28 protein-coding genes and 3 pseudogenes are annotated in these 25,852 nt (G+C 42.9%); 13 read left to right on the top strand and 18 right to left on the bottom strand.

All coding sequences use genetic code 11. The features are described 5' to 3' along the window. Positions 1-340, bottom strand: a pseudogene (locus IM479_RS20740) (RNA-guided endonuclease TnpB family protein); the annotation flags it as partial. A gap of 377 nt (positions 341-717) precedes the next feature. Here IM479_RS20740 and IM479_RS20735 point away from each other — a divergent pair. Further along, positions 718-1,065, top strand: coding sequence for a DUF952 domain-containing protein (locus IM479_RS20735; RefSeq protein ID WP_287684189.1), 348 nt, complete (start codon positions 718-720; stop codon positions 1,063-1,065). Here IM479_RS20735 and IM479_RS20730 read toward each other — a convergent pair. Both IM479_RS20730 and cofG read right to left on the bottom strand, forming a co-directional pair. After that, positions 1,036-2,349: a cytosine deaminase gene (locus tag IM479_RS20730; protein WP_287684187.1), complete on the bottom strand. Its 1,314-nt coding sequence runs from the start codon at positions 2,347-2,349 to the stop codon at positions 1,036-1,038. The genes IM479_RS20735 and IM479_RS20730 overlap by 30 nt on opposite strands. Before the next feature lie 201 nt (positions 2,350-2,550). Beyond that, entirely contained in the window at positions 2,551-3,438 is an 888-nt protein-coding gene (gene cofG / locus IM479_RS20725) for a 7,8-didemethyl-8-hydroxy-5-deazariboflavin synthase subunit CofG (RefSeq protein WP_287684186.1), read from the bottom strand. Between the two features lie 112 nt (positions 3,439-3,550). Here cofG and IM479_RS20720 point away from each other — a divergent pair, with 112 nt between their 5' ends. Beyond that, entirely contained in the window at positions 3,551-5,215 is a 1,665-nt protein-coding gene (locus IM479_RS20720; RefSeq protein ID WP_287077871.1) for a transglutaminase domain-containing protein, read from the top strand. On the opposite strand, the gene IM479_RS20715 is transcribed toward IM479_RS20720, so the two are convergent. The 3 genes from IM479_RS20715 to IM479_RS20705 form a co-directional block, all read right to left on the bottom strand. Further along, positions 5,212-5,478 (bottom strand): hypothetical protein, encoded by a 267-nt coding sequence (locus IM479_RS20715; RefSeq protein WP_286827211.1) that lies wholly within the window; start codon positions 5,476-5,478, stop codon positions 5,212-5,214. The two genes, IM479_RS20720 and IM479_RS20715, sit on opposite strands and share 4 nt — an antisense overlap. Before the next feature lie 205 nt (positions 5,479-5,683). After that, positions 5,684-6,271: a hypothetical protein gene (locus IM479_RS20710; protein WP_287684184.1), complete on the bottom strand. Its 588-nt coding sequence runs from the start codon at positions 6,269-6,271 to the stop codon at positions 5,684-5,686. Continuing rightward, entirely contained in the window at positions 6,261-6,527 is a 267-nt protein-coding gene (locus IM479_RS20705) for a hypothetical protein (protein ID WP_287684183.1), read from the bottom strand. Before IM479_RS20705 ends, IM479_RS20710 begins: the two co-directional genes overlap by 11 nt. A gap of 242 nt (positions 6,528-6,769) precedes the next feature. On the opposite strand from IM479_RS20705, the gene IM479_RS20700 reads away from it, so the two are divergent. From IM479_RS20700 to IM479_RS20680, 5 genes are all read left to right on the top strand, one after another. Beyond that, positions 6,770-7,540 carry a sirohydrochlorin chelatase gene (locus IM479_RS20700; RefSeq protein ID WP_502845722.1) on the top strand — a complete coding sequence of 257 codons (771 nt, stop codon included), beginning with the start codon at positions 6,770-6,772 and terminating at the stop codon, positions 7,538-7,540. Then, positions 7,537-8,001: a 2-amino-4-hydroxy-6-hydroxymethyldihydropteridine diphosphokinase gene (gene folK, locus IM479_RS20695; protein WP_286827218.1), complete on the top strand. Its 465-nt coding sequence runs from the start codon at positions 7,537-7,539 to the stop codon at positions 7,999-8,001. Before IM479_RS20700 ends, folK begins: the two co-directional genes overlap by 4 nt. Positions 8,002-8,159: 158 nt before the next feature. After that, positions 8,160-9,524: a GTP-binding protein gene (locus tag IM479_RS20690; protein WP_287684181.1), complete on the top strand. Its 1,365-nt coding sequence runs from the start codon at positions 8,160-8,162 to the stop codon at positions 9,522-9,524. 132 nt (positions 9,525-9,656) lie between these two features. Then, entirely contained in the window at positions 9,657-10,214 is a 558-nt protein-coding gene (locus IM479_RS20685; RefSeq protein ID WP_287684180.1) for a hypothetical protein, read from the top strand. A 206-nt stretch (positions 10,215-10,420) separates the two neighbouring features. After that, complete coding sequence (locus tag IM479_RS20680) at positions 10,421-12,274, top strand: peptidoglycan D,D-transpeptidase FtsI family protein (RefSeq protein WP_287684178.1); 1,854 nt, start codon at positions 10,421-10,423, stop codon at positions 12,272-12,274. 86 nt (positions 12,275-12,360) lie between these two features. Here IM479_RS20680 and IM479_RS20675 read toward each other — a convergent pair whose 3' ends face one another. The 9 genes and pseudogenes from IM479_RS20675 to IM479_RS20640 all read right to left on the bottom strand — a co-directional run bounded on the left by IM479_RS20675 (position 12,361) and on the right by IM479_RS20640 (position 18,974). Then, positions 12,361-13,002, bottom strand: a complete 642-nt coding sequence (locus IM479_RS20675) for a DUF3226 domain-containing protein (RefSeq protein ID WP_287684176.1) — start codon at positions 13,000-13,002, stop codon at positions 12,361-12,363. Between the two features lie 2 nt (positions 13,003-13,004). Further along, on the bottom strand, positions 13,005-14,162 hold the full coding sequence (locus IM479_RS20670) for an AAA family ATPase (protein ID WP_287684174.1): 1,158 nt from the start codon (positions 14,160-14,162) through the stop codon (positions 13,005-13,007). 44 nt (positions 14,163-14,206) lie between these two features. Continuing rightward, positions 14,207-14,296 (bottom strand): annotated as a pseudogene (locus IM479_RS22875) (divergent PAP2 family protein); the annotation flags it as partial. A gap of 105 nt (positions 14,297-14,401) precedes the next feature. After that, positions 14,402-14,737 (bottom strand): hypothetical protein, encoded by a 336-nt coding sequence (locus IM479_RS20665; protein ID WP_287684172.1) that lies wholly within the window; start codon positions 14,735-14,737, stop codon positions 14,402-14,404. A 47-nt stretch (positions 14,738-14,784) separates the two neighbouring features. Further along, positions 14,785-15,738 carry an asparaginase gene (locus tag IM479_RS20660; RefSeq protein WP_286826405.1) on the bottom strand — a complete coding sequence of 318 codons (954 nt, stop codon included), beginning with the start codon at positions 15,736-15,738 and terminating at the stop codon, positions 14,785-14,787. A 22-nt stretch (positions 15,739-15,760) separates the two neighbouring features. Then, entirely contained in the window at positions 15,761-16,264 is a 504-nt protein-coding gene (locus IM479_RS20655; protein WP_287684171.1) for a CGLD27 family protein, read from the bottom strand. Positions 16,265-16,269: 5 nt separating this feature from the next. Continuing rightward, entirely contained in the window at positions 16,270-16,674 is a 405-nt protein-coding gene (gene rsfS, locus IM479_RS20650) for a ribosome silencing factor (protein WP_286826403.1), read from the bottom strand. 55 nt (positions 16,675-16,729) lie between these two features. Further along, a complete protein-coding gene (gene yqeK, locus IM479_RS20645; protein ID WP_286826401.1) occupies positions 16,730-17,326 on the bottom strand; it encodes a bis(5'-nucleosyl)-tetraphosphatase (symmetrical) YqeK in 597 nt (198 codons plus the stop codon). A 79-nt stretch (positions 17,327-17,405) separates the two neighbouring features. Next, positions 17,406-18,974: a YcjF family protein gene (locus IM479_RS20640; RefSeq protein WP_287684169.1), complete on the bottom strand. Its 1,569-nt coding sequence runs from the start codon at positions 18,972-18,974 to the stop codon at positions 17,406-17,408. Positions 18,975-19,289: 315 nt separating this feature from the next. Between IM479_RS20640 and IM479_RS20635 the strand changes: the two genes are divergently transcribed. The 3 genes from IM479_RS20635 (at position 19,290) to secF (ending at position 22,781) form a co-directional block, all read left to right on the top strand. Further along, complete coding sequence (locus tag IM479_RS20635; RefSeq protein WP_287684168.1) at positions 19,290-20,273, top strand: alpha-ketoacid dehydrogenase subunit beta; 984 nt, start codon at positions 19,290-19,292, stop codon at positions 20,271-20,273. 26 nt (positions 20,274-20,299) lie between these two features. Then, a complete protein-coding gene (secD, locus tag IM479_RS20630) occupies positions 20,300-21,706 on the top strand; it encodes a protein translocase subunit SecD (protein ID WP_287076998.1) in 1,407 nt (468 codons plus the stop codon). A gap of 142 nt (positions 21,707-21,848) precedes the next feature. Further along, positions 21,849-22,781 (top strand): protein translocase subunit SecF, encoded by a 933-nt coding sequence (secF, locus tag IM479_RS20625; protein WP_287676014.1) that lies wholly within the window; start codon positions 21,849-21,851, stop codon positions 22,779-22,781. A gap of 42 nt (positions 22,782-22,823) precedes the next feature. Here the strand turns inward: secF and IM479_RS20620 are convergent, their stop codons facing one another. Both IM479_RS20620 and IM479_RS20615 read right to left on the bottom strand, forming a co-directional pair. Beyond that, positions 22,824-23,306, bottom strand: coding sequence for a methylmalonic aciduria and homocystinuria type D protein (locus IM479_RS20620; protein ID WP_286826396.1), 483 nt, complete (start codon positions 23,304-23,306; stop codon positions 22,824-22,826). 71 nt (positions 23,307-23,377) lie between these two features. Beyond that, on the bottom strand, positions 23,378-23,614 hold the full coding sequence (locus IM479_RS20615; RefSeq protein ID WP_158201394.1) for a type II toxin-antitoxin system HicB family antitoxin: 237 nt from the start codon (positions 23,612-23,614) through the stop codon (positions 23,378-23,380). Positions 23,615-24,139: 525 nt separating this feature from the next. Between IM479_RS20615 and IM479_RS20610 the strand changes: the two genes are divergently transcribed. After that, complete coding sequence (locus IM479_RS20610) at positions 24,140-24,370, top strand: hypothetical protein (protein ID WP_158201395.1); 231 nt, start codon at positions 24,140-24,142, stop codon at positions 24,368-24,370. Continuing rightward, positions 24,367-24,651, top strand: coding sequence for a type II toxin-antitoxin system RelE/ParE family toxin (locus IM479_RS20605; RefSeq protein WP_158201396.1), 285 nt, complete (start codon positions 24,367-24,369; stop codon positions 24,649-24,651). The genes IM479_RS20610 and IM479_RS20605 overlap by 4 nt, the downstream gene beginning before the upstream one ends. Positions 24,652-24,688: 37 nt before the next feature. On the opposite strand, the gene IM479_RS20600 is transcribed toward IM479_RS20605, so the two are convergent. Continuing rightward, a complete protein-coding gene (locus IM479_RS20600) occupies positions 24,689-24,898 on the bottom strand; it encodes a hypothetical protein (protein WP_287076261.1) in 210 nt (69 codons plus the stop codon). A 467-nt stretch (positions 24,899-25,365) separates the two neighbouring features. Between IM479_RS20600 and IM479_RS20595 the strand changes: the two are divergent. Then, a pseudogene (locus tag IM479_RS20595) lies at positions 25,366-25,849 on the top strand (ISKra4 family transposase); the annotation flags it as partial. Positions 25,850-25,852 lie beyond the last annotated feature (3 nt).

The following is a 25,852-nucleotide window of genomic DNA, read 5'->3' as shown; positions in this document are numbered from 1 at the left end:
GTTTATACTCAACGGAACGACTATGCTTTTTGAACCGAGGAAAACCTTTTTTACCCGGTATCTTGGCACGACAATTCTGATAAAACCTATTAATTGATTGCCAGGCTCTATCAGCAGCCGATTGACGAGCTTGAGAGTTTAGTTTATTAACCCAAGGTGTATCTTTATTGTTAGCTAGTACAGCACAAAGTTTTTGGAGATCATTGCGGGTTGTCCCTTGATTTGACCGCCAATAACGAACACAAGAGTTACTCACAAACTGAGAAGTTTTGATAGCTTCATCAAGCTGGTGATATTGCTCTGGTGTTCCGTTTTTTAGCTTGGCTTCTACGACTAGCATCTAACAATCCTCGACCATTGGCTGAGTTAAGTATAACACAGTTTACCCACAGATGGTGGAATTAAACCGATGCTCCGCGGTTGATATTCTGGTCGGATTTCATCCCCCGCAAAGCTGAGTATCTTGTCGAAAAATGTAGCCGGGGCATTCATCCGACATTTTAGGTAAGCTCATTTTAAAGGGAAATGGTTAATATCAGGTAAAAAGAGACTATAAAGAGATTTTGAGGCCATTATCGGCCATTTTTTTCTGGTCAGTGGTCGGACAAATTTCTTGTCTTTGATTCCCTGACCCCTAGTTTAAGAGAATTGAGGGCCGCTGACAGCTTCAGGCTATATCCTAAAATTAGGGATAAAGTGACAGTAGGAGGCGAACCGATGATCTATCACATCACTACAGAAAGAGGTTGGCAAATAGCTCGTGAAATGGGGGAATATCGGGCGTATTCCCTAAAAAATGAGGGATTTATCCATTGCTCCACCTTAGAACAAATTCCGAAAGTTGTGGCCGCTTTTTATCAAAATCAGCCAGATTTGCTGGTTTTAGCCATTTCTCTCGAACAATTGCAGTCCCCGGTCAAATGGGAGCAGCCCCAACATCCTAACCCAGAAAATGCCACTTTAGAGCTAGAAAAAGAGACCTTTCCCCATATTTACGGTGCTATAAACCTAGAATCGGTGGTTTTTGTCAAACCCTTACAGGATTTGATCAATTCCCAGAACTAAATCATCTAACTCTTGGTAATCGGGGAGAGTAGTATCGATGCTCAACCCGCGCCGAATCACGAGGCGATCCCACTGTGGTCGCGATAATAGCTCGCTAAAGTAGCGAGCCTTGAAAATTAACAAATTTGCCTCTAGACCCGTCTTAATGCGCCCTAAATGGGGCAATCCGAGCAGATTTGCTGGGGTGAGGGTGACACTATTTACCCAGTCAGCGTAGGGTGCATCGAGATGGGCAATCCGCACCGCTTGGGTAAAGACTTCTAAACCATCGTGATCCCCAAAACCATAAAAGGGATCGCGACAGTTATCACTGGCAAAAGCAACTGGAATTCCCGCTTTTTTCATCTCTTTTACCTTAGTTGTCCCGCGCCAAAAGGGGGTTTTTTCCTCTTGACGATCCTGTAGGTAGAGATTGCACATCGGCAAGCTGACCATAGCAATGCCGGCATTTTTGACTAAATTTAGGGTTTCTTGGATTATTTCAGGGGATTGTACCGCTAAACTGCAACAGTGACCACAGATGATTTGTCCGTCAAATTGCTCTTTGATGGCAGTACGCGCGATCGCTGCTAAACAGGTAGAATCGGGATCGCCGTTTTCATCCAGATGAAAATCGAGATTTAAACCCCTTTCTTGGGCTAATTTGAAGGTAATATCAATTTGTGCCTGTAAATCGGCATTTGTGTAGGCTACTCCCCCTAATATGCCCCCAAATTCGGCAATTTTATCGGCTAAGGCCGCTCCCTCGGAGGTTTGATAGTAGTCAAGGGAAACTAGAGAAACCGCTTGCAGGGTGATTTTACCGGCCCATTGTCGTTGCAATTCTCCCAAAGCGGTTAAGCTAATCTGTGCCTGTTGACCAAAAGAGTCGATATGAGTGCGAATAGCGGCGGTTCCGTGAGCATAACTGCATTTAACGCCGAATTCCATGCGACGATACACATCCTCTAAGCGCCACTCCCGTCGAGAATCCTCTAAGGCCATTTTTAAGGCGCTGTCAAAAGTGCCATCATGGTTAGGACAACGATGCCAACTATGACCTTTATCGAGATGGGTGTGCATATCGACAAAGCAAGGGAAAATAATCTTTTTTTTGAGGTCAATAACGGGAATATTGTCTTCGGGGGGGATTGTGGAGGTGATGCGATTAATGTAACCGTCATTAATTTCCAGATTAACTAAGGTTAATCCCTCGGCGGTTTGGGGAGAAAAACTCTCATTTTCTAGGATGGAAACGGGAATATGAGCATTTTTGAGCCAGTAGCGCTCGTTTGAGGGAATCATAAGACCTCTGGTAAAAATCAAAAATTGTTGTTAGGGTTAGGAGCCGGTCGTCGGGAGAATTAAGAATGAATAATAATCAATTAAGCGGTATTAAGTAAGTAGTGTTAAATGGCATTAACAGTGCTATCTTTTCACTGATTACTGTTTACTGTTTACTGATTACTGATCACTGATTACTGTTTACTGTTTACTGATTACTGATTACTGATAAACCGGTAGGCGCGCTTTTAATTCCCAGCCATAAATTGCTAAAAATTCCTTTAATTTATCGGGGTGTAAATGGAGGTAATCGGGATTAACTTCATCGATAATGCCAATACCGCCTAAATCCCGCGCTCCTGCCGCTAAACAATCCAAGAGAAAAAGAGGATCTGGTACTAAATTCGGGGGGATTTGAATGACAATATCTGGGGGCAAAATTTCCCTAGCTTGCCTAACCAGATCGGGTAATTTTTGCAGATCAAAAGGATTATTTTGCCACCGTTCCCTTTTGCCCGGATTGTAGGGTTGTAGGATCACTTCTTGAATATGTCCCCAACGTTGATGAATAGTGGCAATAGTTTCTAAGGTTACTAAGCGATCGCATTCTGTTTCACCAATTCCTAATAATAACCCCGTGGTAAAAGGAATTCCTAATTCTCCCGCCCATTGTAACTGCTCTAAGCGCAGGGATGGCACTTTACTGGGGGCATGACGATGGACAGTATTTAATAAAGTCACCGTCATTTGTTCTAACATTATGCCCATAGATAGATTGACATTTTTCAGTTTTTCCATCTCGGCAAAAGTTAAAATCCCCGCATTGGTATGGGGATAAAAACCCATATTTAAAGCCAATTCTCCTAAATTATAAATATGGCGAAACCATAACTCTCGATTGGCTGCTAAAGGATGAACCTCCCCGCTAAGAATTAAAATTTCCGTAATTTCCGAACCCTGCAAAGCAGTTAAAATCTCTTTGGCCTTGTCTAGACTTAACCAGCCATCAGTGCCTAAATCCCTGCGAAAATTACAATAACTGCAATGATTGAAACACTCGTAGGTAGGTACAAGGGTATGAGAGGGACTATAAGTGACAATTCTTGACATTTTTTTCGGAATTGGAGTTCATTACGAGCATTCAAGGGCGATAAAATTTGCTATCGTGGGAAGAATTGCTGTTTTATTCACTTAAAAACGCTCTCCCTTTTCGCTTCCTCCTATGATTTTCGATCCTGCCAGTCTTCCCTCCCATCGTCAAACGATTCGTCCGATTAGCGCCACGGCCCTGCACGGAATTGTATTTCAAGATGACAAATTAATCGCTATCGACGCAAAAAACGGCTATTTATACCAAATTGCCCTCGATACCGGTCATACAACCGTACTTAATTGCCATCGCTGGCAAGAATTCGTCGGGACGACGGGATTGGCAATCGATGATCAAAATAACCTCTGGTTTACGACCCGCGAAAATCTCTACTGCTGCACTCTCGAAGATTTTACCCCAAAATTTTTTACCCGTCTTCCCTACACCGCTAACGGAGTCGCCGTAACTGCTAACACAATTTATGTCACTTGTCAACGTTCTGGACAAATCTTTATATTTGATCGCCAATCGGGACAGGAAATTACTCGTTTGTACGCGCCGGGTATCGGCATCGAAAATATCACCATTCGCGGGGAAGAACTTTGGTTAACGGATACCCTAGAACAAACGGTTTACTGTCTTGATCGCGCCACGGGAGAACAGCTTTTTAGCATGATAACTCCTTTTGAATCGCCGACGGGACTAGCTTTTTATAATGATGCGAACAGTGGCAAGGATATCTTATATGTGGCCTATGCTTTCCAAGAACCCTTTATCCGCGATAATCCCAATTCCGAACAGGTTTACGAACTTAGTTATCGTCCGCGTACTTTTGTCCATCCTCTATATTTTCACTACGATCCCGCTAAAAAATACACCCTTTCTAACGGTTATCTGATTGAATTATCCTACGTCGAGGAATTGGAACCTCTCTATAATATCGAACTAAAAGATGTGGAATGGCGCATCGCTTTACCCCTAGAAACACCGCGGCAAAAAATTCGCAGCGTCGAAGCGGTGGGATTGCCTTTTATTGAAGAAATTCAAGACGGGCAGCGGGTGGCAGTATTTAAGTTCAAGCAAATAACCGCCAAACAACGTCATATTTTTGGTTGGAAAGTGGTCTTAGAAGTGTGGGGAATTAAATACCAAATTACTCCCAAAGATTGCGAAGATTTACCCCCCTTACCCGCCGATTTTCCCGATCGCTATTTGATCGATAATGATGATCTGGCTATGAATACAGAAATTATCCTCAATGCTGCCAAAGAAGCGATCGGTCGGGAAACCAATCTACTCAGAAAAGTTTATAGTATTCGTAACTACGTCTATGATCAGCTTTCCTACGGCATCAAACCCAACATCGACACCCCCGATATTGCCCTGCGGCGCGGAGTGGGTTCCTGTGGCGAATATGTGGGTTTATTATTGGCTTTGTGTCGTCTCAATGGTATTGCCTGTCGTACGGTAGGACGTTATAAATGCCCACCCCATCCCCTCGAACGTAATTTACCCCTCGAACCAGATTACAATCACGTCTGGATGGAATTTTATCTCCCCTCTATCGGTTGGGTTCCCATGGAGTCCAATCCCGATGATATCTTTGAAGGTGGTCCCTATCCCAATCGTTTCTTTATGGGTTTAGCTTGGTATCACACGGAAATTGCCAAAGATATCCCCTTTGAACGAATGCTCAGTGAAGGACAGCCGGTGTTAAAAATCCAAGTTCCCATCGGCGATTTAGCGATTAATCACGTTCAATTCATCATTCTTGAGGAATTAGCCCCAAAAGACTAGAATTTTGACCCATCATCTAGGATGCCCATTTCTCTATCTCTGGCTTCTTTGAGTTCTTTGACCATTTGCAAACCCGCACCCACACAGAAGCCCAGGGTTGCCCCAGCACCGGCAAAATAACGTCCATAGATGATTTGATAGATATAGGGATTTTTATAGTTGACTTGGCTGGGATTGCGTTCAATGCGGCTAATGCCATAACCGATACCTGCCCCGACTAAAGCCGTCACTAGGCCTGAAAATAGAACTAGACGAAAGTTCATGATCTTATCTCCCGATGGACTCTGACTTTAGATTATCGCTGAAAATTAGTCAATGGCAAGCGATCGCAATAATTCGTTATCAAGTGAACCAAATCACCAACAAAACTGGAACTGTGGCTAGGAAAAGAATCTGATTCATCCAATCGTCAAAAAACCAATTTTTCAATATAGGTAGTTATTGGTAAAAGTTAAGGTGATTTATCTATTACCAGACTTTTTTTACTCCTGTAGGTAAACCAACTCGCATAAAAAATCTAGCGAAAGCTTGAGATAAATGTTCACGATAGGGAGGACGTAAACGAAGTCGAGGTTGCTGTTTATTTTGCAAGAAGGATTCCAAAAAAGTCCTCGGTAAAGTGTACACATCATGAAAATCAACTATTCGATGAGTTAATTTTAGGTCGCCGATTTCTCCTTCGTTGAGCATAGAAAGATTCCATATATAACCATTTTTAATATCATCACAATATCTCCCCCAGGCCTTGGCCGTAGGATTTTGTTTCATATTGTTCATGGCCTGTTCCCAATTTTCTTGATATTGGCTGAGAGCAAGGTGAGGGCAAAGGATGACATTATTGACTTTCTTGTTTTCTAAGTCGCAGCCTTGGGTGATAACAACCAGATCAATCTCAGCCACTTCCACTAAGGATCGAAGTGTTTCAATTTCTGTTTGATTGCTTACCTCAACAGATTTAGAAGCCCAACGAACTACAGGACAATTAAGAATAATATCCCCTTGGGTTAACTCAACATTTGCATCTACCGCCTCATACCAAAGGTCATTAGTTATCATCTTCGAGTCGATAATTATCAATTACAACACAAGGTTTCCAAGTGGATTTTTCCTGAGATTTAATGTTCACTTCTTCGGAAAATAAGATTTTCGGTTGATGAGAAACTACAAAAACTCCCCGACAATCCAGTTCATCATCATCATCTTCTGCTGCGTCTATCCGGCAAGATTCTGATGATAAAGCTGTGGGTAATTTTACCAATTCTCTCAAGGGTGGTTGTTCGTAGGAGGGTAATTGTTTACTGTCTGTTTCCACTTTCACGTTAACTGCCTCGTTGACTAAGTTGGGCGATTAATTAGGTTATACCTCAATATCTAGGCTAACTCAAGGCGGTGGGTTGATTTGCTCACACTTTACATTGCGTAAAATGGTAGCACTTCCCACCAATGGGGACGTTTTCCCGCTTACCAGCTAAATTGAGAATATCAGGGGCATTTATGCCTAAAGGGAGAGAAAATGTATTAGGCTAAAAACTAAACTATTTTGGCAAGATTTCTTTGAAGACCTTCTCAGCCTACTTATTGGTTTTCCACGGTAGTCGCGATCCGCGTCCAGCCATGGCGGTGACACGATTAGCAGCCTTAGTTCAAGAAAAAATTAGTCAACCCGCCGAAAGATTAGGGAGTAAATCGGAGTTTAGCCCATCTCTAGCGGTTCTAGAAGCAGATAATCGGGTATTAGTAGGGACTGCCGCCCTAGAATTAGTGATAACACCTCTCCATCAACAAATAGAAGCTTTTGCCCAACAAGCACAAAGCCAAGGATGTAGCCGGTTGCAGATTATCCCCCTGTTTCTCCTGTCGGGGGTTCACGTTAAAGAAGATATTCCCGCGGCCGTGGCCAAAGTGCGATCGCCGATTGAGCTAGAGTTAAAGCCCCATTTAGGCAGTTATCAGGGCATAAAATCGCTGTTATCGCGACAATTTGCTGATTTAAGCCCCCAAGACCGCATTTTACTGTCCCACGGTAGTCGTCGCCCCGGGGGTAATCGGGAGGTGGAAAATCTAGCGGCGTTTTTTGGGGCAATTACAGCTTATTGGTCGATAGAACCGAGTTTATCCCAACAAATCGAGAGTTTAATCGCTCAAGGTAGCCAAACAATTGCTATACTGCCCTATTTCCTCTTTGCTGGTGGAATTACCGCCGCGATCGAAGCCCAAGTTTTTGAACTATCACAAAAGCATCCAAATGTCAATATATCTTTAGGTAAATCTTTGGGGGCGACGGGGGAATTAGCCGAGATTATTGTGGAGGAAGGATGGGGATGAAGCGAGCAGCGATCGCTTTGGGCGGTAATTTAGGGGATTCAGGGACAATTTTAGGGCAAGCTTTAGGGGAATTAGAGCGAGTCAAAGGAATTAAACTAGAAGCTCATTCCCAATGGTATCAAACCACAGCCGTGGGTCCTCCTCAGCCTGACTATCTCAACGGTTGCGCCATTGTGCAAGTGGATTTATCGCCCTTAGATTTACTGCATAAATTATTAGAAATCGAGCAGTTATTCGGGAGAGTCCGACGGGAAAGATGGGGACCGCGTACCCTCGATTTAGACTTAATATTTTATGATGACCTGATCTTAGAAACGCCCGAATTACAGATACCCCATCCCCGCTGCCGAGAACGCGCCTTCGTGCTGCTTCCCCTGGCAGAAATTGCCCCCGATTGGCGAGATCCGGTCACTGGAAAAACTATCCTTCAGCTATTGGGGCAATTGGGATTGGCGGAGTAGGATGTTAGGTGTTAGGGTTTTAGTTGAAAACTTCGCTAATTTCTTTTCACTGATCACTGAAAAGTCTTCCCCTAAACCCAAATAAGCGCGTCTCAGTTACCGCCCCGAAACTCTACAATAAAGGCAGCAGCATCAATAAACAGTAAAGAAAATCAACCGTGACCAAGACCCCATCGCTCGAGGAAACTCATTACAATCAGGCTAAAGCTAGTTTACAACAGGCCTTAACTTGGTATGCCAGTTTTCGCCGCCATTGGAATTATCCCCCCGATCCCCAACTTCAGGCCGCCGTTAAACAGGATTTGCAGTCCCTCAAATCGGCCTTGGATAAACTGGATGAAACGGTGATTCGGGTGGCAGCCTTCGGGTTAGTCAGTCGCGGTAAATCCTCGGTGGTAAACGCTTTAGTCGGTCAAAAAGTCCTGACAACTGGACCCCTGCACGGGGTGACACGCTGGCCGCGATCGGTGCGTTGGACACCAGCCACGGGTAAAATCCAGATAGAATTAATCGATACCCCCGGATTGGATGAGATTGAAGGGGAAGCGCGGGCGAATATGGCCAGAGAAGTCGCTAAAAGTGCCGATTTAATTTTATTTATCGTCGCGGGGGATATTACCCGGACTGAATACGAGTCCTTGGCAGAATTGCGCCGGGCCAAAAAACCGATCATTTTGGTGTTTAATAAGATTGATCTCTATCCGGAAGCTGATCGCCGCCAGATTTTTCAGCAGTTACAGAGATTAGGAACCAATCGGGACGAAAAAACGTTAGAAGATTTGTTAACTAGCGATGAGATAGTTATGGTAGCCGCCGAACCGCAACCGATTCCCGTCCGGGTGGAATACCCCGATGGGCGCGTGGTGACTGAGTGGGAAACCCCTCCCCCCCAAATTGAGGAGCTGCAAGATAAACTCTTAACGATTTTAAATCGGGAAGGGCGATCGCTGCTGGCCTTAAATGCTTTAGTGCAAGGTCAAGAAGCGGAGGAAAATATCGCTAGAAAAACCCTAGAACTGCGGGACAGTCAAGCGGAGGAAATTATCTGGCAATACGCGAAATATAAGGCTTTAGCGATTGCGGCCAATCCGATCGCTATTTTAGACCTCCTAGGGGCTTCAATCGTCGATTTGACTCTAGTTCGGGCTTTAGCTCGTTTGTACGGCTTGCCGATTACCAGTCACCAAGCTGGTCAACTCTGGCGGACTCTACTTTTGAGTAGTGCGGGGTTGCTGGTGGGGGAAATCCTCAGCACTGTGATTATCGGTTTGGGCAAAACGGCAGCGGCAGCGGCGAGTATTTTTGAAAATCCCACCTCTTTAACCCTCTACGGTAGCACCGCTCTCCTACAGGGAGCAATTGCCGCTTATGGAACCTATATCATCGGGAAAGCCGCTAAAATCTATCTAGAACGCGGTTGTAGTTGGGGGGCATCCGGACCGAGTACGGTGATCAATCAAATTCTCGCTCAAGTTCATCCGCAAACTATTTTATATCGTTTACGTCTAGAACTAGAACAGTGATTTTAAAGGAAAAAGGAAAAAAGGCAACAGTTATCAATTAAATATTTCCTACTGACTACTGATGACCGACTCCTAATTTTAGAAACTTAATTTTTGACAACGACAACTAGCTAGAAATATTGAGAGAAAATCATGTCTGCTGCCCATAAGTCCTATGTTCCCGTTCCCATTCCTCGCCAAAAAAGCCAAGGGAGTCAACGTCGTCCCCAGTCGCAGATAACTTCCCCCAACCCCACTACTAAACCAGTTACTCAATCCTCCCCGACTGCCACCGTCAAACCGACGACTAAATCGGTGGCGAGAGTTCCCGTGGCCCCGACACAAAAACAATTAGCCTCGCGTCAATTACGTTCCCTTTGCCTCCTAGAAAGAATAGTGGCCGTGATTACTTTTTGTCTGTTGGGTTCGACTCTGGGAATATATGCTTGGACGGTATATATTCCCAAGGTTTGGGACAAAGAATTTGGTAAACTGGAAACACTGCAACGTCACGAGCGCCATCTTTTGTCCACCAATGAAACCCTTAAACATCAACTAGCTCAACAAGCAGAAAAACCCGAAACTGGATTAACTCATCCCCAACCCTTCCAAACTATCTTTTTACAGCGTAAATCTGCCCCGAACCTGAAACCGTCCCCCGCTTCTCAACCCCAATCTACCGTCAATTCTCGACCGAGAAGTGCCTATTAACAGTTATCAGTTAACAGTTATCAGTTATCAGTGGGTAAGTTAACAGTTATCAGATGTGAGTTTTTAAGTGTGCAGTATTAAATAGAAGTTTCCTACTGTCTTTTTACTGATTACTGATTACTGATTACTGATTACTGTTTACTGATTACTGATTACTGATTACTGTTCACTGCTTACTGCTCACTGATAACTGAAAGATACTGCTCATGACTGACACAAAAAGACCCAGATTTAGAGGTAAAAAAACTCGATTGCCCTCTGGCAGTATCCGGGACAGAAAGTCCTATTTAAACGCCAAAAAACGGCAACAACAGTTTAAAAAATTGCCTTTGAGTAACGGGCGATTGGTGGCGGTGTGGTTGATTTTAGTCATGGGTATTGTGGGTTTAGCTTGGCGATTGTACCAATTACAAATAGTCCAAGGACAGGAATTGCAAAAAAGAGCCAGACAACAGCAAACTACCAGTATTAGACCCTATATTCCCCGACGGGCGATCGTCGATAGTAATGGTAATGTTTTGGCGACCGATCGCTTGATTTATACTCTTTATGTACACCCAAAACTGTTTGCTATTCCGCCGGCAGAAGTGGCTGATAAATTAGCTCCTTTATTAAATATTCCCACTAATCAACTGATTCAAAAATTTAAAGAAAAAGAAACAGGAATTCGTTTAGCCAATCAATTAACCGAATCCGTGGCTAGGGGATTAAAACAATTATCTCTTGACGGTGTAGAATTAGAGGAAAAGTACGCTCGTTATTATCCCCAAGACGATGTGGCAGCCGACGTGATTGGCTATGTAGATAAAGAACATCGTGGTCAAGCAGGATTAGAGAGAGGTTCCAGTCAGTTATTAGAAAGAGATCCTTTTTCTGTCAATACAAGACGCATGGGAGACGGGCGAATTTTACCCGCTTTTGTTCCCGATGGTATCTTTCAATTTGATGAATTACAGTTAGAAGTAACCCTCGATTTAAAACTACAAAGAGCCGCCAGGACGGCCCTACGAGAACAGCTAAAGAAATTTAATGCTAAACGGGGAGCCGTCCTCGTTATGGACTCCCTTGATGGTTCTCTTTTAGCCCTAGTTTGTGAGCCAACTTTTAACCCCAATGAATATTATAAAGCCCATGTGGCTCTATTTAAAAATTGGACCGTAGCCGATCAGTACGAACCGGGGTCAACTTTTAAACCAATTATTGTCGCCATGGCCATGGAAGCGGGGGCAATTAAAGCTAGTACGGTAGTCAATGATCCGGGGGCAATTACTGTCGGTCCCTGGACGATTAAAAATGCCTCTAAACAGGGTTATGGGGCGCTAGATATGGCCAGAGTTCTGCAAACCTCTAGTAACGTGGCCATGGTGCAAATTGCCCAAAAAATGGGGCGAGTTGATTTCTATAAAAGTTTATTAGGATTGGAAATAAATCAAAGGGTTGGTGTAGATTTACCCGGAGAAGTGGCAGGATATCTCAAACCCGAACAAGAATTTCTGGATAATGCCATTGAATCGGCCACCGCTTCCTTTGGTCAAGGTTTATCCCTAACGCCTTTAAAATTAGTACAGTTGCACGGTGCGCTGGCCAATGGTGGCACCTTAGTAACTCCCCATGTGATCAAAGGATTAGCCGACGACCGCGGCCGTTTGCATTGGCAGCCCGATTATCCCAGCAAAAAAGTCTTTTCTCCCACCGTGGCCCGGCAAGTGGTGGAAATGATGGAAACCGTCGTCAGCAAGGGGACGGGGGTAGCAGCCCAAATCCCCGGTTATCGCATCGGAGGCAAAACGGGAACCGCACAAAAAGCTAGTCCGACGGGGGGTTATCTACCTAACGCCAAAATTACCAGTTTTGTGGCGATTTTACCGATCGAATCGCCCCGTTATGTGGTTTTGGTGGTGGTGGATGAACCCAAGGGTGCGAATACTTTTGGCTCCACTGTTGCCGCTCCTGTGGCAAAAACGGTGATGAATACGCTCATTTCCCTCAAGGGTATCCCCCCCACCTCCAAGGTGGTTCCGGCGGGTTCTGCGACCAATAAACCCCCGCGGCACGATTAATTTAAGTCTTTTTGAAAGAGGCTTTATTTAACAAAGCACGGAGAAATATTATGGGGCTGTCAATCCCATCTGGAGCCATAGTTCTCTCAAATCTCATATAACTCCTGTAACCATCTCAAAAAATTTGCCGATTGGGGATGGGAGCGATTAAGTATTCTTTGTTTTACTGCATCGTGAAGTTGTTTCCCCGGCGGATCTTGCCAAGCTAAATAGGTATGAATATTAGCCTTATCTAGATGATAATCTCTATAGGTTGCCCCTTGTTGTTTTGCCTCTATCACCTTGTTTTGTGTATATTGCCAAAGATTATTATCGGGAACTAAATAGGCTAAAAAAGTCTCTAACATCCCTCTAGATTGATTATCTGGCATCATCCACACACCGAATTTTATCCCCGATTCTAGAGTTATAATTAATCCCTCTGCTGGTAAATTTTGAGGTAAGCTAGGTATATTTGGTAAACAGGCATTATACAAACTTTTCCAACGATTATCAGGTTCTTCGTCTGCATCTATGACAATTCCTAAATGAGTTAGTCCGTTAGGAGTTTTTAGTTGTGTAGAGATGTATTTAGGTTTTAGTAAATTTTCAACACCATCACAATTTATGATATTTAATGGTTCTTCCCCTCTATTCCAAGTAACTCCATTTGCTGCCATTAATTGGGGAATAACTCTCAATTCCTCTGCACCTTCCACTAATAACTTTTTTGTCTCTATTTTAGGCATTGTTACCGCACCTCAAGATTACTTTTAGCGGCAATAACAATTTCTTCTGGATCAAAGATTACAGATTGGCTTTTTTCCCTATCTATCCTTTGAATAGTAATCTCGTTATCGGTAATTTTTTCTTCGGTAATTAATTCTGCTAAACTTTGCCAACAATCGCGGCTGTGAGTGGTGGCAAATACCTGAATATTGAGTTTTTTGGCAATTTCCCAGACTACTTTCCACATATCAGTCATGACAGTAAAATGCAAACTGCTATCGATTTCATCAACTAATAAAATTCCATTTTCAAGATTAACCATCGCTAAAACTAATCCTAACATTCGCCAAATTCCATCGCCTAAACTGCCAATAGGGATAGGTTGATCATGATTTTTAATTTTGATTAAAAACCCACCTCTAACACCTAGGTTATTTGAAGTTAAATACTTGCCAGAACCAACACTGGCTATCCTTTCAATTTTTGGCTCAATAATTTTCAAAGATTCAATAATTAAATCTTCTACAGGAGAGAGAACAATGTTATCAAAAAGTGCTGCCATATCAGAACTTGTTAGAGAAAATGGTGTTAAGAACTTCAATTCAATTTTATTATCAATACCTATTTTATGGGAAATTCTGCTTAAACTAGCTATTCTTCTTATGGAATCTCTGGCAAGAGTACCGTTGGCAAGAAGTTCCATTTCAATAGGTTTTTGTGAGCCAATCCATCCAATACTTAAAAGAAGTTTACCCCATTCCTCATTGTCGAAATTGTGATCATTATTTTGATTTAGATCATCATTTTTGTCTGAAAATAAAGATAGTTGTATAGGAATGCTTTCAACAGAAATGGTAACACTTGCTAGATAGGATTTGCCATATCCACTGATGATAATTTTTTTACTTGGGATGATTTCATGCCCATGAAATAAATTACAAATTTCAAAAACTTTAGTGCGACTAGGTAGATTACTTTCTGACCAACCAAACTCACCTCTATAGCTAATAGTTTCAAGAAATATATCTATATTATTCTGAGCATACAAAAACTGAATCGCTTCTAAAATAGAAGTTTTACCGCTATTATTTTTACCTACTAAGAGATTAATTCGACCAAGATTGGCCATCTCAAAATTCTGAAACCCGCGAAAGCCTTCAATTTTTAGGGATTGTAACATGAGTGATTACCCCGGATTTTCAGTTATTAAATCTAGTTTATCTCAACCCCAGTAGCCAAAGCCCCCGACGAGACTAGATAGCGCAGACTCACCTTACCATCGCGGATTAACTCAATCAGCGCTTTTAGTCCCTTTTCACCTTTCGAGCATTATAGTTGGTTTCGGCGCAGAAAACCAGCAAAAACATGACTACAGAGGGAATCGCTGACTCTAGAGATTAATGACATCAGATAATAAGGTTAGCGATAAATTCCTAGCTGCTGATACAGTTCAACTTGATCTTTGACAACAGTTAAGGTTTTTTGTTCTTCAATATTCTGAATAGCTTGTTGAGTTTTTTGGTTAAAATCGCTTATCGTATAAGTCCCTTCTGCAATTCGTCGTTCTTTTTGCGCTTCTTCTAAAAATTCAGCTAGGTGTTTTTTTAGATAGGTTGCCAGGGTATCTTGTTGTTCTTCAGAAAGCAGTGCAATTTGCTCGAAAGTTTCTTGAATTAATTTAGTCCTAGGTATGTATTGTACTCCGAAGTTCAGTTTTTGAGGAAAAAAATCAAGATATAAATACTGCCCTAACACACCAAAAACTTTTATTTTTGATGTGTTACGCTTTGTTAACCGACTATTTACAATAAAGCCATTTCCCCCACCACTTCCAAGCGGGTATAACTGCCGATTTTGAGGAATTTTTCCGAGAGAGATTCGGCCACATTGGGAGTAATCCAGCCTAACTGTTTGAGAATTTGCAAAGCGGCGGCATATTTAGCCCGTTTGGAACCATCTAAAGCTTTAATTGCTAATCCTAAACCTTCACCGACGCGCCCGATACATTGAATACCTTCGGCCCCGGCTTTACTGACGATTTCCCCTTGGCTAACCTGCATTAATTCCGTATCAAAAGCCCCTTCTCCTGCTACCATGCGGGGATGATAGGTCATGGCGCGGACGATTCTTTCTAAGTCTAAACGGTTGCCAGAGGCTAACTGGGCGTAGAGATGGGCCATTTGCCCCAACTGCATTGAATAGGTGGGCGCGCCGCAGTCATCGTGGGCGCTGATTAATTCATCTCCCGGCATTCCCAATAATTCGGCAATTTTGCTTAAAATTAGCTTCTGTATCGGACTAGAACGCCGGAGATAGGTATTTAATGGCCAGCCGCGCTGTTGACACACCGCTAACATCCCGGCGTGTTTACCAGAACAATTGTACTGCAAACGACTGCGTTTACCTTCTGGGAGGGGACATTGCAGGGCATTGGTATCGATATCGGCGCGCCAGAGAATATTAAAGACTTGACGGGCCTGTTCCACTGTGCCTTGGTGAGAACTACAGATAATGGCTAGATCCTTATCGTTGAGATCGTAGCGTTCGAGGGTGCCGGTACTGGTGACAGCCAGCGCTTGAAAAGGTTTCAGGGCCGAACGAATAAAGGCGCTAGTTTCGGCGCTGCCGGCGGTGGATAACACCCGGCCGCGGTCATCGCAAATAGCGGCCTCGACATGATGGACCGATTCAATAATACCTTCCCGGAGGAGATGAATTTCTAAGCGGTGGGTTGGTGAACGTTTTACCCTATTCATTCAGATTGGTGATTGGTTGCGGTTAGTGAGTGAAAAATAGCCAAAAAAGACCACTGGTAGCGACAATTGCCCCTAGAATCAGAGCGGTTTTTTGTAAACGCCGGAGAATGGGCTGGATTTGATAGGAGACGATTAAACGATCGCGGGTTAAAATAGCGGCGGTTTTTGTCCAGATTTGGCCATCATACCAGCCCGACTCTTCATAAAATACTTTCTCCGATTGTAAGCGGTCATAGACGTAGATCCAGCCTAAATACAAGCGCAATAACACCAATCCTACCAAAATTGTCGAGCCAAAAATCCCCGCACAGAAGAAGAGAAAAGGGGCTTTTTTGAGGGGAAAACTAGCGGCGGCAATCGGTCCGACAATTAACCATGTCCATAACCATAACCAGAGAATTTTTTTTGTATAAGAGGCTACATCTATGGTAGCCCAACGAAAAAACCAAGATTCTTTTAATTGTTCGTACTCGTTAACCGGTTGCTGTTCTTCTGGGACGGGACAGAAATCAAGGGAGGATTTCATGGATTCTACTCCTCTAAATGGTTGCTAGGTAGAGGAATACGTTGAGCATGACCCCAAAAAGCTTCTAAATTATAAAATTCTCGCTCTTTTGGTAAAAAGATATGGACAATGATATCGCCATAATCCATCAGTATCCAGCTACCTTCGCTTTTTCCTTCCACTTGTCGGGGGGATTGTTGCCATTCTAGTTCCATAGCGGCTTCGATCGCATACTCGATCGCTCGCACTTGGGTGGTAGAATAGCCGGTAATAATCAGAAAATAATCGGTTAAATAACAGATATCGGCGACTTTCAGGATGGCGATGTCCCCCGCTTTCTTGTCCTCGGCAGCGGTAACAATTGTCTCCAGAAACTTTTCGGTCTTGAGATTTTCGGCGATGGGGGTAATAATTCCAGTGGGATTGGTCATTCAGGTTGTGGTTATCCTTTGACTGAGGTGGTTGTAAGCGAGTCTTGAGATTATGTTAATCAATGGTTTTAGTTTCTGTTGGTTGTTCTTTAACAATTTGTAACGCCCAGTTGCGGGTTAGCACGGTGCGGGGATGAATGGGACAATGGCTACTTAAAAGATATTTTAGGGAATAATCGCAGGTTTGTTGAACGCTTTTATGGAGATTTTGATAGCTGAGTTGTCGTAGGGCGTTTAATTCGGGTGTATCGCCGCGATTGGGTTCCAAGGCATCGGCAATAAAGACTATACAGCTAAGATCGCTCATATTGGGTTGACCGAGGGTATGATTGCGAATTGCTGCGAGAATTTCCTCATCGGTAACGTTAAATTCTTTTTGGGCGACAATCGCACTCACATCGGCGTGGAGTAAGTGAGGATGGGATAAACAGATATTATCCACGTCTATTCCCGCCGATTCCGCCATTTTTAGCAGTTTTTTGGGCTTGAAAAATTTGGCCAGATCGTGTAGTAATCCCGCTTGCCCTGCTTGGACGGGATCGAGACCGTGATGACTAGCTAAATCAATACACATGGTCTCTACACCGAGAATATGTCGCAGACGGTGTTCGTTGACGTTTTCTTTTAACCAGTCGATAACTTGCTGTCGCATCTTTTTTTGCCCTTGTGGAACCCCAAAACGATTGTAACAATTACTATACAATTTTGCCTATTGCTCCCGGGTTCGATCTTTACCAATCATCCTCGCGACTAGCTTCTAAAACTTCTTCTTGCTGCCAATCATCCTGAAAAGGTTGTACCACTTTACCGATCGCATCAGACACAAAAGACTTAATAAATTCTTCCTTGCGACTAAGTTGAAATTGTCTTTGTACCACTTCCGTCATACCACCGTCACCCCAGTCTTGATCGTGACGGAAATATTCAATAAAACTTTTGCCGGCAATGCGGGTTAAATAGGCGGCACTGACCCCTTGAATTGCCTTACCGACTATATAGGTAGTAAAATTTAATTGTAGGATTCTGGCTAATAATTCTACTGCTCCTTTCACTACTCCCAAACTAACTAGAGTTTTGCCCAAAGATAAGGCCAATTCCTTGCCTCGATCGCTGTTAATTTCACAGCCATAAACTTGACCAATTTCCCTGACCATTTGAGCATTAACCGCCGCCGTTGCTAACAGATCGAACACTGGTAAGGGAGTCACTGCAATCACTCCCGCACCGATCCACTGATAGCGATCGATAATTTTATCAGCTTGGCGACGACGTTGGCGATCAATAATTTTCCTAGCTTCTTCTCCTAATCTTTGGGATTGTAAGAGGATATTATCCGCCACTAAATCCTCCCCTTCGGCCCGTAAAACTGAAGCCAAACGTTTAATTAAAGCTAAAATATCTGGTTCTGGTGTGATCATTTGTCCCCCGGTTAACTGCACAGGTTGGGGATTAGCAGCGACGGCAATAATATCGGCGGAAAGGACCACTCCTTTAAGACGTTCTCGTAATTGTTTTAAAATAATGTCTCGATCTTCATCGCTATAGAGATCGATTTTATTAAAGACTAAGAGAGAACGTTTCCCCATATCAATTAAACGCAATAAAGGGGCGTATTCCGATTGTCGAATATCGTTATCAATGACAAATAAAAGTAAATCTGCTTCCGTGGCTAATTGTCGCGCTAACTGTTCCCTTTCACCTCCGGCTGCACCAATTTCGAGAATGCCGGGGGTATCGGTAATTTGAATTTCCCGATTCACACCTTTCATTTTTAAACTATAGGTTTCCCCTTTTTCCGTGGTTCCCATGGTTGCCTCCACATTGCCCACCATTTGACCGATGAGAGCGTTAATTAGAGAGGTTTTTCCCGCCGATCCTGTGCCGAAAACGATGATTTTAACTTCTTTTCTGGCTAAACTTCGCTCAATTTCTTGGGAACGCTTAACAAAAACCTGTTGGGTTACTTTATCTTGAATTTGCTCCACTTGTTGCCGGATAGCTTTTAAGGTTTCCCCGGCGGCCTCGGTTTTTTCTACCGGTAATTTTAGGGGTGGACGGGAGGAAGAATGCAACCCGCGGCGACTTTTTTGGCGCTGGGGCAGCAGGTAAAAGTAGTATAAAAGAATGTAGATCAGCAAGCCCAGCAGTCCGATAATGAGCAAAAGCAGAATATTAGCTAAGATAGGAGCGGTAAAGGCGATCTGGATGTAAAGACGATAGATAGAGTTGACTAACCACAACATTAATCCGAAAATAAAGCTCAGACCAATGATTAAAGCGGCAAGACGGGGTAATTTCATCAGCTTTAACGGTAGGGGATTGCTTGATCTTGATCTTAGTTCTTTGCCGGCCGATTGTCGGTAACTAGAATAGACTTTTATCTATGAAGTAGGGAGGCACAATTATTTGTAGGAGCAGTAGCGTAACCCATGCGGGCGTTAGGTTTCATGCTTCAACCCAACCTACGTCCTCCACCTACCTACTCCCTATCTACCCACTTCATAATTCATAATTCATAATTCCCTCTCCCCACTTCCCCACTTCCTTCGGGCCAGAAAAGGGGTAAGATAATAAGTTTAGTGATAAGATGACCGAATTGTAAGCGGGGACTTGATATGGCAGAAACCCTATTATTTAATGCTTTGCGACAGGCGATCGATGAGGAAATGGGCCGCGACCAGACAGTATTTGTTTTAGGTGAAGATGTGGGTCATTACGGCGGTTCCTACAAAGTTACCAAAGATCTCTACAAAAAATATGGCGATTTAAGGGTTTTAGATACTCCCATCGCTGAAAATAGTTTTACGGGCATGGCAGTGGGGGCAGCCATGACGGGATTGCGTCCGATTATTGAAGGCATGAATATGGGTTTTCTTCTCCTTGCCTTTAACCAAATTGCCAACAATGCCGGGATGTTACGTTATACTTCTGGCGGTAATTTTAAAATCCCCATGGTTATCCGCGGTCCGGGGGGTGTGGGGAGACAATTAGGTGCGGAACATTCCCAACGTTTAGAGGCCTATTTTCACGCAGTACCCGGTCTAAAAATTGTCGCTTGTTCCACTCCCTACAACGCTAAAGGTTTATTAAAATCGGCGATTAGAGATAATAACCCCGTGCTTTTCTTTGAACACGTTCTTCTCTATAATCTCAAGGAAAATTTACCTGATACCGAGTATCTTTTACCCCTAGATAAAGCGGAAATCGTTCGCCCGGGAGAAGATATCACCATTCTCACCTATTCGCGGATGCGTCATCACTGTTTACAGGCATTAAAACAGTTAGAAAAAGATGGCTATGATCCAGAAATTATCGATTTAATTTCCCTAAAACCCTTTGATATGGAGACAATCGCCGCTTCGATTCGCAAGACTCACAAGGTGATTATCGTGGAAGAATGTATGAAAACGGCAGGAATTGCTTCCGAGTTAATTGCTTTAATTAATGAGCAGTTATTCGATGAATTAGATGCCCCTGTGTTAAGATTATCTTCCCAAGATATACCGACACCTTATAACGGTAATCTAGAAAGATTGACGATTATTCAACCTAATCAAATTGTCGAAGCTGTCCAGAAAATGGTCAGCGATCGCATTTAACAAATTCTCCTTTTGATACCGAAGTTATGCAGAGACAAAATTGGTTATTGTTACTGATCATCGGCCTAGTTGTTGCCTCGATCGTCATCCTGATTAAGTTACCCCTACAATTAGGTTTAGACCTGCGCGGTGGTAGTCAATTAACCATTCAGGTTAAACCCACTGAAACCGTCAAAACCATTCAACCTAATGATTTAAAAGCGGTACAAAATGTGATTGAAAACCGCGTTAATGCCCTCGGTGTTTCTGAATCATTAGTGCAGACTGTGGACAGTAAAAATCAGGTAATCGTGCAACTACCTGGGGTCACAAATCCCAAAGAAGCTGAGAGAAACCTAAATGTTCAGGCCCAATTAGAATTTCGTCAGCAAAAACAAGGTACAGAAGGAGAATTTCGGGCTGAATACTCAATTTTTCAACAAAAAAAAGCGGAATTAGCTGCCCTCAAAGCCGAGAATAAACCCGAAAATGCCGCTAAAATTGCCGAACTAGAACAATCTCTGCAAAAATCTAAACAGGCAATTTTAAATCTATTTGAATCGGTGGACTTAACTGGAAAAAATCTGCAAAATGCCACTATTAGTTCCACCCAAGGGACTAACTGGGAAGTGGCCATTACCTTCGACTCGGAAGGGGGCAATAAATTTGCCGAACTGACTAAAGCGATCGCGGGTACTGGTCGCAGTATTGGGATTTTCCTCGATAATGAATTAATTAGCGCCCCTGTGGTTGATGTGCAGTTTGCCCAAACTGGTATTACTGGAGGCAGGGCCGTGATTACTGGTAATTTTACCGCCGAAACTGCCAACGATCTAGCGATTCAATTGCGCGGTGGCTCCCTCCCTTTTCCTGTCAAAGTCGAAGAAATTCGCACCGTTGGGGCAACTTTAGGCCAAGATAGCATCCGTCGCAGTATCTACGCTGGTTTAGTGGGTTTACTGTTAGTTTTAATCTTCATGGCGGTTTATTACCGTTTACCCGGTGTCATCGCTGATATTTCCCTGATTATCTATACTATACTCTCTCTGGGGGCTTTTGCCTTAGTGGGAGTCACGATGACCTTACCCGGTATTGCTGGATTTATCCTCAGTATCGGCATGGCTGTTGATGCAAATGTACTGATTTTTGAGCGCACCCGGGAAGAATTAAGGGCCGGAAAATCTTTATTTCGGGCGGTAGAGTCGGGATTTTACCGGGCTTTTTCCAGTATTCTTGATAGTAATGTCACTACTTTAATCGCCTGTGGTGCCTTATTTTGGTTGGGTTCGGGATTAGTCAAAGGTTTTGCCTTAACTTTAGCCATTGGGGTAGCTGTGAGTATGTTTACCGCTTTAACCTGTAGTCGCACGCTCCTGTTAATCACCGTGTTAAACGTCCCCAGCGTCCGTCAAAAACCCCAACTTTTCTGCCCTAATTTACCAGCAAACCAGTAGTTATTAGGGAAATGGGGAAATGGGGAAATGGGGAAATGGCGAAATGAGGAAATGGGGAAATTCAACTAATACCCCAACCCCCAACCCCCAACCCCCAACCCCCAACCCCCAACACCCAACCCCCACTCACCTCTTACTCAATATGGCATTTAACGTTACAAAACAGCGTAATTTTTGGTGGACAGTCTCGGCCTTGCTGACGATTGGTAGTATTTTGGCCATGGTGATTTCTTGGTTCACTATTCAAGCGCCTTTGCGACCGAGTTTAGATTTTGTTGGTGGCACGAGAATTCAGATAGAATTAGCCTGTGCCAAAAAGAATAACTGTGAGAAACCCTTAACTACTGCCGAAGTGCAAGTGATTTTAGACGAGGAGGGATTGAGTAACAGTAGTGTGCAGGTTTTGGATAAATATACTTTATCGGTGCGGACGAAAACCCTCGTAGAAGAACAGAGAACAAAATTACTCGACACTTTAAATCAGAAAATCGGCACCTTTGACCCCGAAACCAGTCAAATCGATACCGTCGGTCCCACCATCGGTCAAGAATTATTTAGGTCGGGATTTTTGGCCCTATTAGTTTCCTTCTTTGGCATTGCCGTCTATCTAAGCTTTCGTTTTCAACGGGATTACGCTTTTTTTGCCATTGTCGCCCTCTTTCATGACGTTCTAATTACCGTGGGCGTATTTGCGGTTTTAGGCTTAATTGCGGGGGTAGAAGTGGATAGTTTATTTTTGGTTTCCCTCTTGACAATTGTGGGCTTTTCTGTTAACGACACAGTGGTAATTTATGATCGCGTGCGGGAAAATTTCGCCCAAACTCCTGAACTATCCGTGGATGAAATTGTCGATAATGCGGTGAGTCAAACCCTAGCTCGTTCGATTAATACCACCCTGACGACTTTATTGCCTCTGGTGGCGATTTTTCTCTTTGGTGGCACCACCTTAAAATATTTTGCCCTAGCTTTAATTATCGGTTTCGTAGCCGGGGCCTATTCGAGTATTTTTATCGCTAGTACCCTACTCGCTTGGTGGCGCGGTCGTTCCCATCGAACTAAGATAGTGCAAGCTTAAAAATGGCTATTAGTCACTAGCCAAATTTTTGGGACAATTTCGTCAAATATCGGCTTCACCAATCATAATTGCTGTCAAAATTGACTCAACTGCTACTGCTGTCGTCCCAGACAAGAAAAGTCCGGGATAGACAGCAGTATGCCATCTTGGATGCAGCAGAGTTTTACAGCCTCTAACTGTCGAAAAATTAAATCCCAATGAATGATGAACCGTGGCAACCAAATCAAAATGAGCATCGCCTTTTTTTGAGTATTGAGGTATTCCTTCTTTAGGACAAATGATTTCTGTTAAGAAGCCTTGTTTTTGACTCATAAGATGGAAAGATTGACCCCATTGCATAAATTGCTTAAGTAGGCGATCTTTTTCCTGTTCAATTAATTCTCCTTCTTCGTCTAAAGGAAATTGAGAATTAATCAAGACAATTACGATAGTTTGCGGAGGAACTTGCCAATCAGGTAGCAATTTTTCCCAGTTATGAACCATAAATGGGGTAGGAGATTTTATATATCTCTCTACAGAATTCATGTTTAAGCAATGAGATTGATAGAAGCAATTATATCATAAGTCAACCTACGAAACTTAAAAAGACCTATTAGTTAATTTATTACCGTCGTAGTCGCCTCATCAAAGGAATAAGTTGGTGGTGTAGGGATTTTATTAAGGGTTTGACAATCCGTTAAATATTGTTCAATGACGGTTTGAAAAGCCTGTTCTAGCTCATCAACGGAAAGACCATCAAAAACAATAATATCTTCTATATTAATGACACGACCAAAAAATAAGCGATCGCTGGCATCATATTCAATCACAGCTTCATAGCCTTTGTATTGCATTAGTTTACTCCTGCTTTAATTAAAAATTTACGAATAGCTTTAATTGGGTATCTTTTTAGTTCCTTTTGGGGGTGCGGGGAATGAATATTAAGGGAAATTTCATTAAGATCAAATCCCACTCTTGAGCCATCACCTTATAGCGGTATGCAGTCGAATGAGGTATAGTGCAACAGGCTATGAGTCAGTCTAGGCAAGACTTTGTCTGTATCTCACTCAAGCGAATACCGCTATATCATCCCAAAAGATGTTACGGCGGATGGGATCAACAAAAATAGAATCATAGGTTTTTCGCTGTTTTCTATTCATTTGTTGATTATAGTCTGATTACCAACTTAACATCTAAGCAATACTAATGATCGCCTCTTCCCCAGAATCTAAACCGCGATCGTCCCTTTAGAGAGGGGACTTGAAACACCTGATCAGTCAGAAAAAAGTGATTGTTTCTCCCAAATTCGACTGTGCTTTCGGATTCTTAAATTTGGACTTATACTGAAGTGAGAGATCAAATTGCCATCAGGAGTCAAGATGATTACGTTTGAAAATGCGTTAGAGGTAGTCAGTCAATTACCTAGAGAACAGCAAGAATTATTGGCTGATATTGTCAAAAAGCGGTTAGTGGAAGTCAGAAGACGAGAAATTATGGAGGAATGTCGTGAGGCGTTGGCAGAGTACCGAACAGGGAATTTAAAAGCAATGTCAGCAGAAGAAGTTATCTCAGAATTACGTTGTTACCTAGAAAGCGACGAGGATTCGTGAGAGAGTTAATTTTAACGACTAGGTTTAAGCGATCTTTTAAAAAATTTGTCCAGCGTAACGCGGCATTACAGCGACAAGTTGAAAAAACGTTACTGCAAATGAGGGAGGATGTCTTTGCGCCCAATTTGATGACCCATCGCCTAAAGGGTGAGCATGATGGACTAAAGGCTTGTTCTTGTGGATATGATTGTCGGATTATTTTTACGATTCAAAAAAACGAGCAGACGACTCAAGATGAGATTGTTTTGCTCAATATTGGGACTCACGATGAGGTTTATTGAGGGTTGTTAATGGATTAAATTCTGTTGATTCTTTCGTTTATTTTTCTTGGTATCGCTGGATGTATTCTGGATCAAAGACTTGGGAAAGTAGGTTTTGAAATTCCTCTTGTTCCGCTTTGGTTAACTGTTGTTCGTTGGCGGAACGGGAGGGGTCGCCACCGGATTCTAGGTATCGTTCGCGAGCGAGTCTAGAGAGTTGTTGTAAACGTCTAGCTTTTTGTTGTCGAAGTTGTTCGGCGTTAGTCATAGTCTTGCACGAATTCAAAAGGAACAATTTCTCCGTCAGGAAGAATCACCGATGTGGGTAAAGTAGGACTTAGGGTTTCGATATACCACAGCCCACTACTAGGATTATAGAAACTATATAAGACCAGCAATTCTCATTTTGAAACGATTGTGCGTTGTTTCAGCGATCTAGAGATTCGTTAAAGAATTTTAACCCCTCTATGTGCAAGGGTTTTAATGTCATGAAACCTTAAAATGAGAATTGCTGATATAAGACAATCGCTAGGGTTTCGAGGGCGTTAAAAACTAAAAATTGTTCTTCGGTCGGTTCCATCGGTTATTGATGATTGACGCTTTCGGGAAAAGGTCTCGCGGTAGCGGTAGGGTGGGTTAGACGGCGACAATCTAGTAAAGCGGAGCTAACAATCCGTCGTAACCCACCATTTTAGCATTGGTAGGTGGCGCGTTATTTTTGGGGTGGCGCGTTACTCAGCTTTATTAGATTTGGTTAATTCTCAAGTTTTGGCCAAGCCTTTAATTTGTTTAGGAGATGGACATGATGGTATCTGGAATTTATTTCGTGAGATAGGAGAGAAACAGGAAAGAATTGAAATATTGGACTGGTATCATTTAATCGAAAACCTCTATAAAGTTGGGGGGTCATTCCAGCGAATTGAGGAGGTAAAATGTTTTCTTGAGGAAGGGGGAAGTGGATGTTGCTATCTCTTGCTTTGAAGGATGGTCAGAGCCGCCAGTGGAGAATTTTATTGCTTATTTGAACAAGCATAAACATCGAATTGTCAATTATGGTTATTTGCAGGCAGAGGGTATTTCCATTGGCTCTGGCGACCTCGAATCAAAAATTAAACAAATTGCTCATCGTCTTAAAATTACTGGTGCAAGTTGGGAATCTGGTAATGTACCGCAAGTCCTTCGTCATCGCTGTGCTTATCTAAATGGTTGCCTTTTTTAACTT

The sequence above is a fragment of the Microcystis sp. M165S2 genome (assembly GCF_020245885.1).
GTDB lineage: Bacteria > Cyanobacteriota > Cyanobacteriia > Cyanobacteriales > Microcystaceae > Microcystis.
This window is presented reverse-complemented; position numbering and strand designations above follow the sequence as displayed.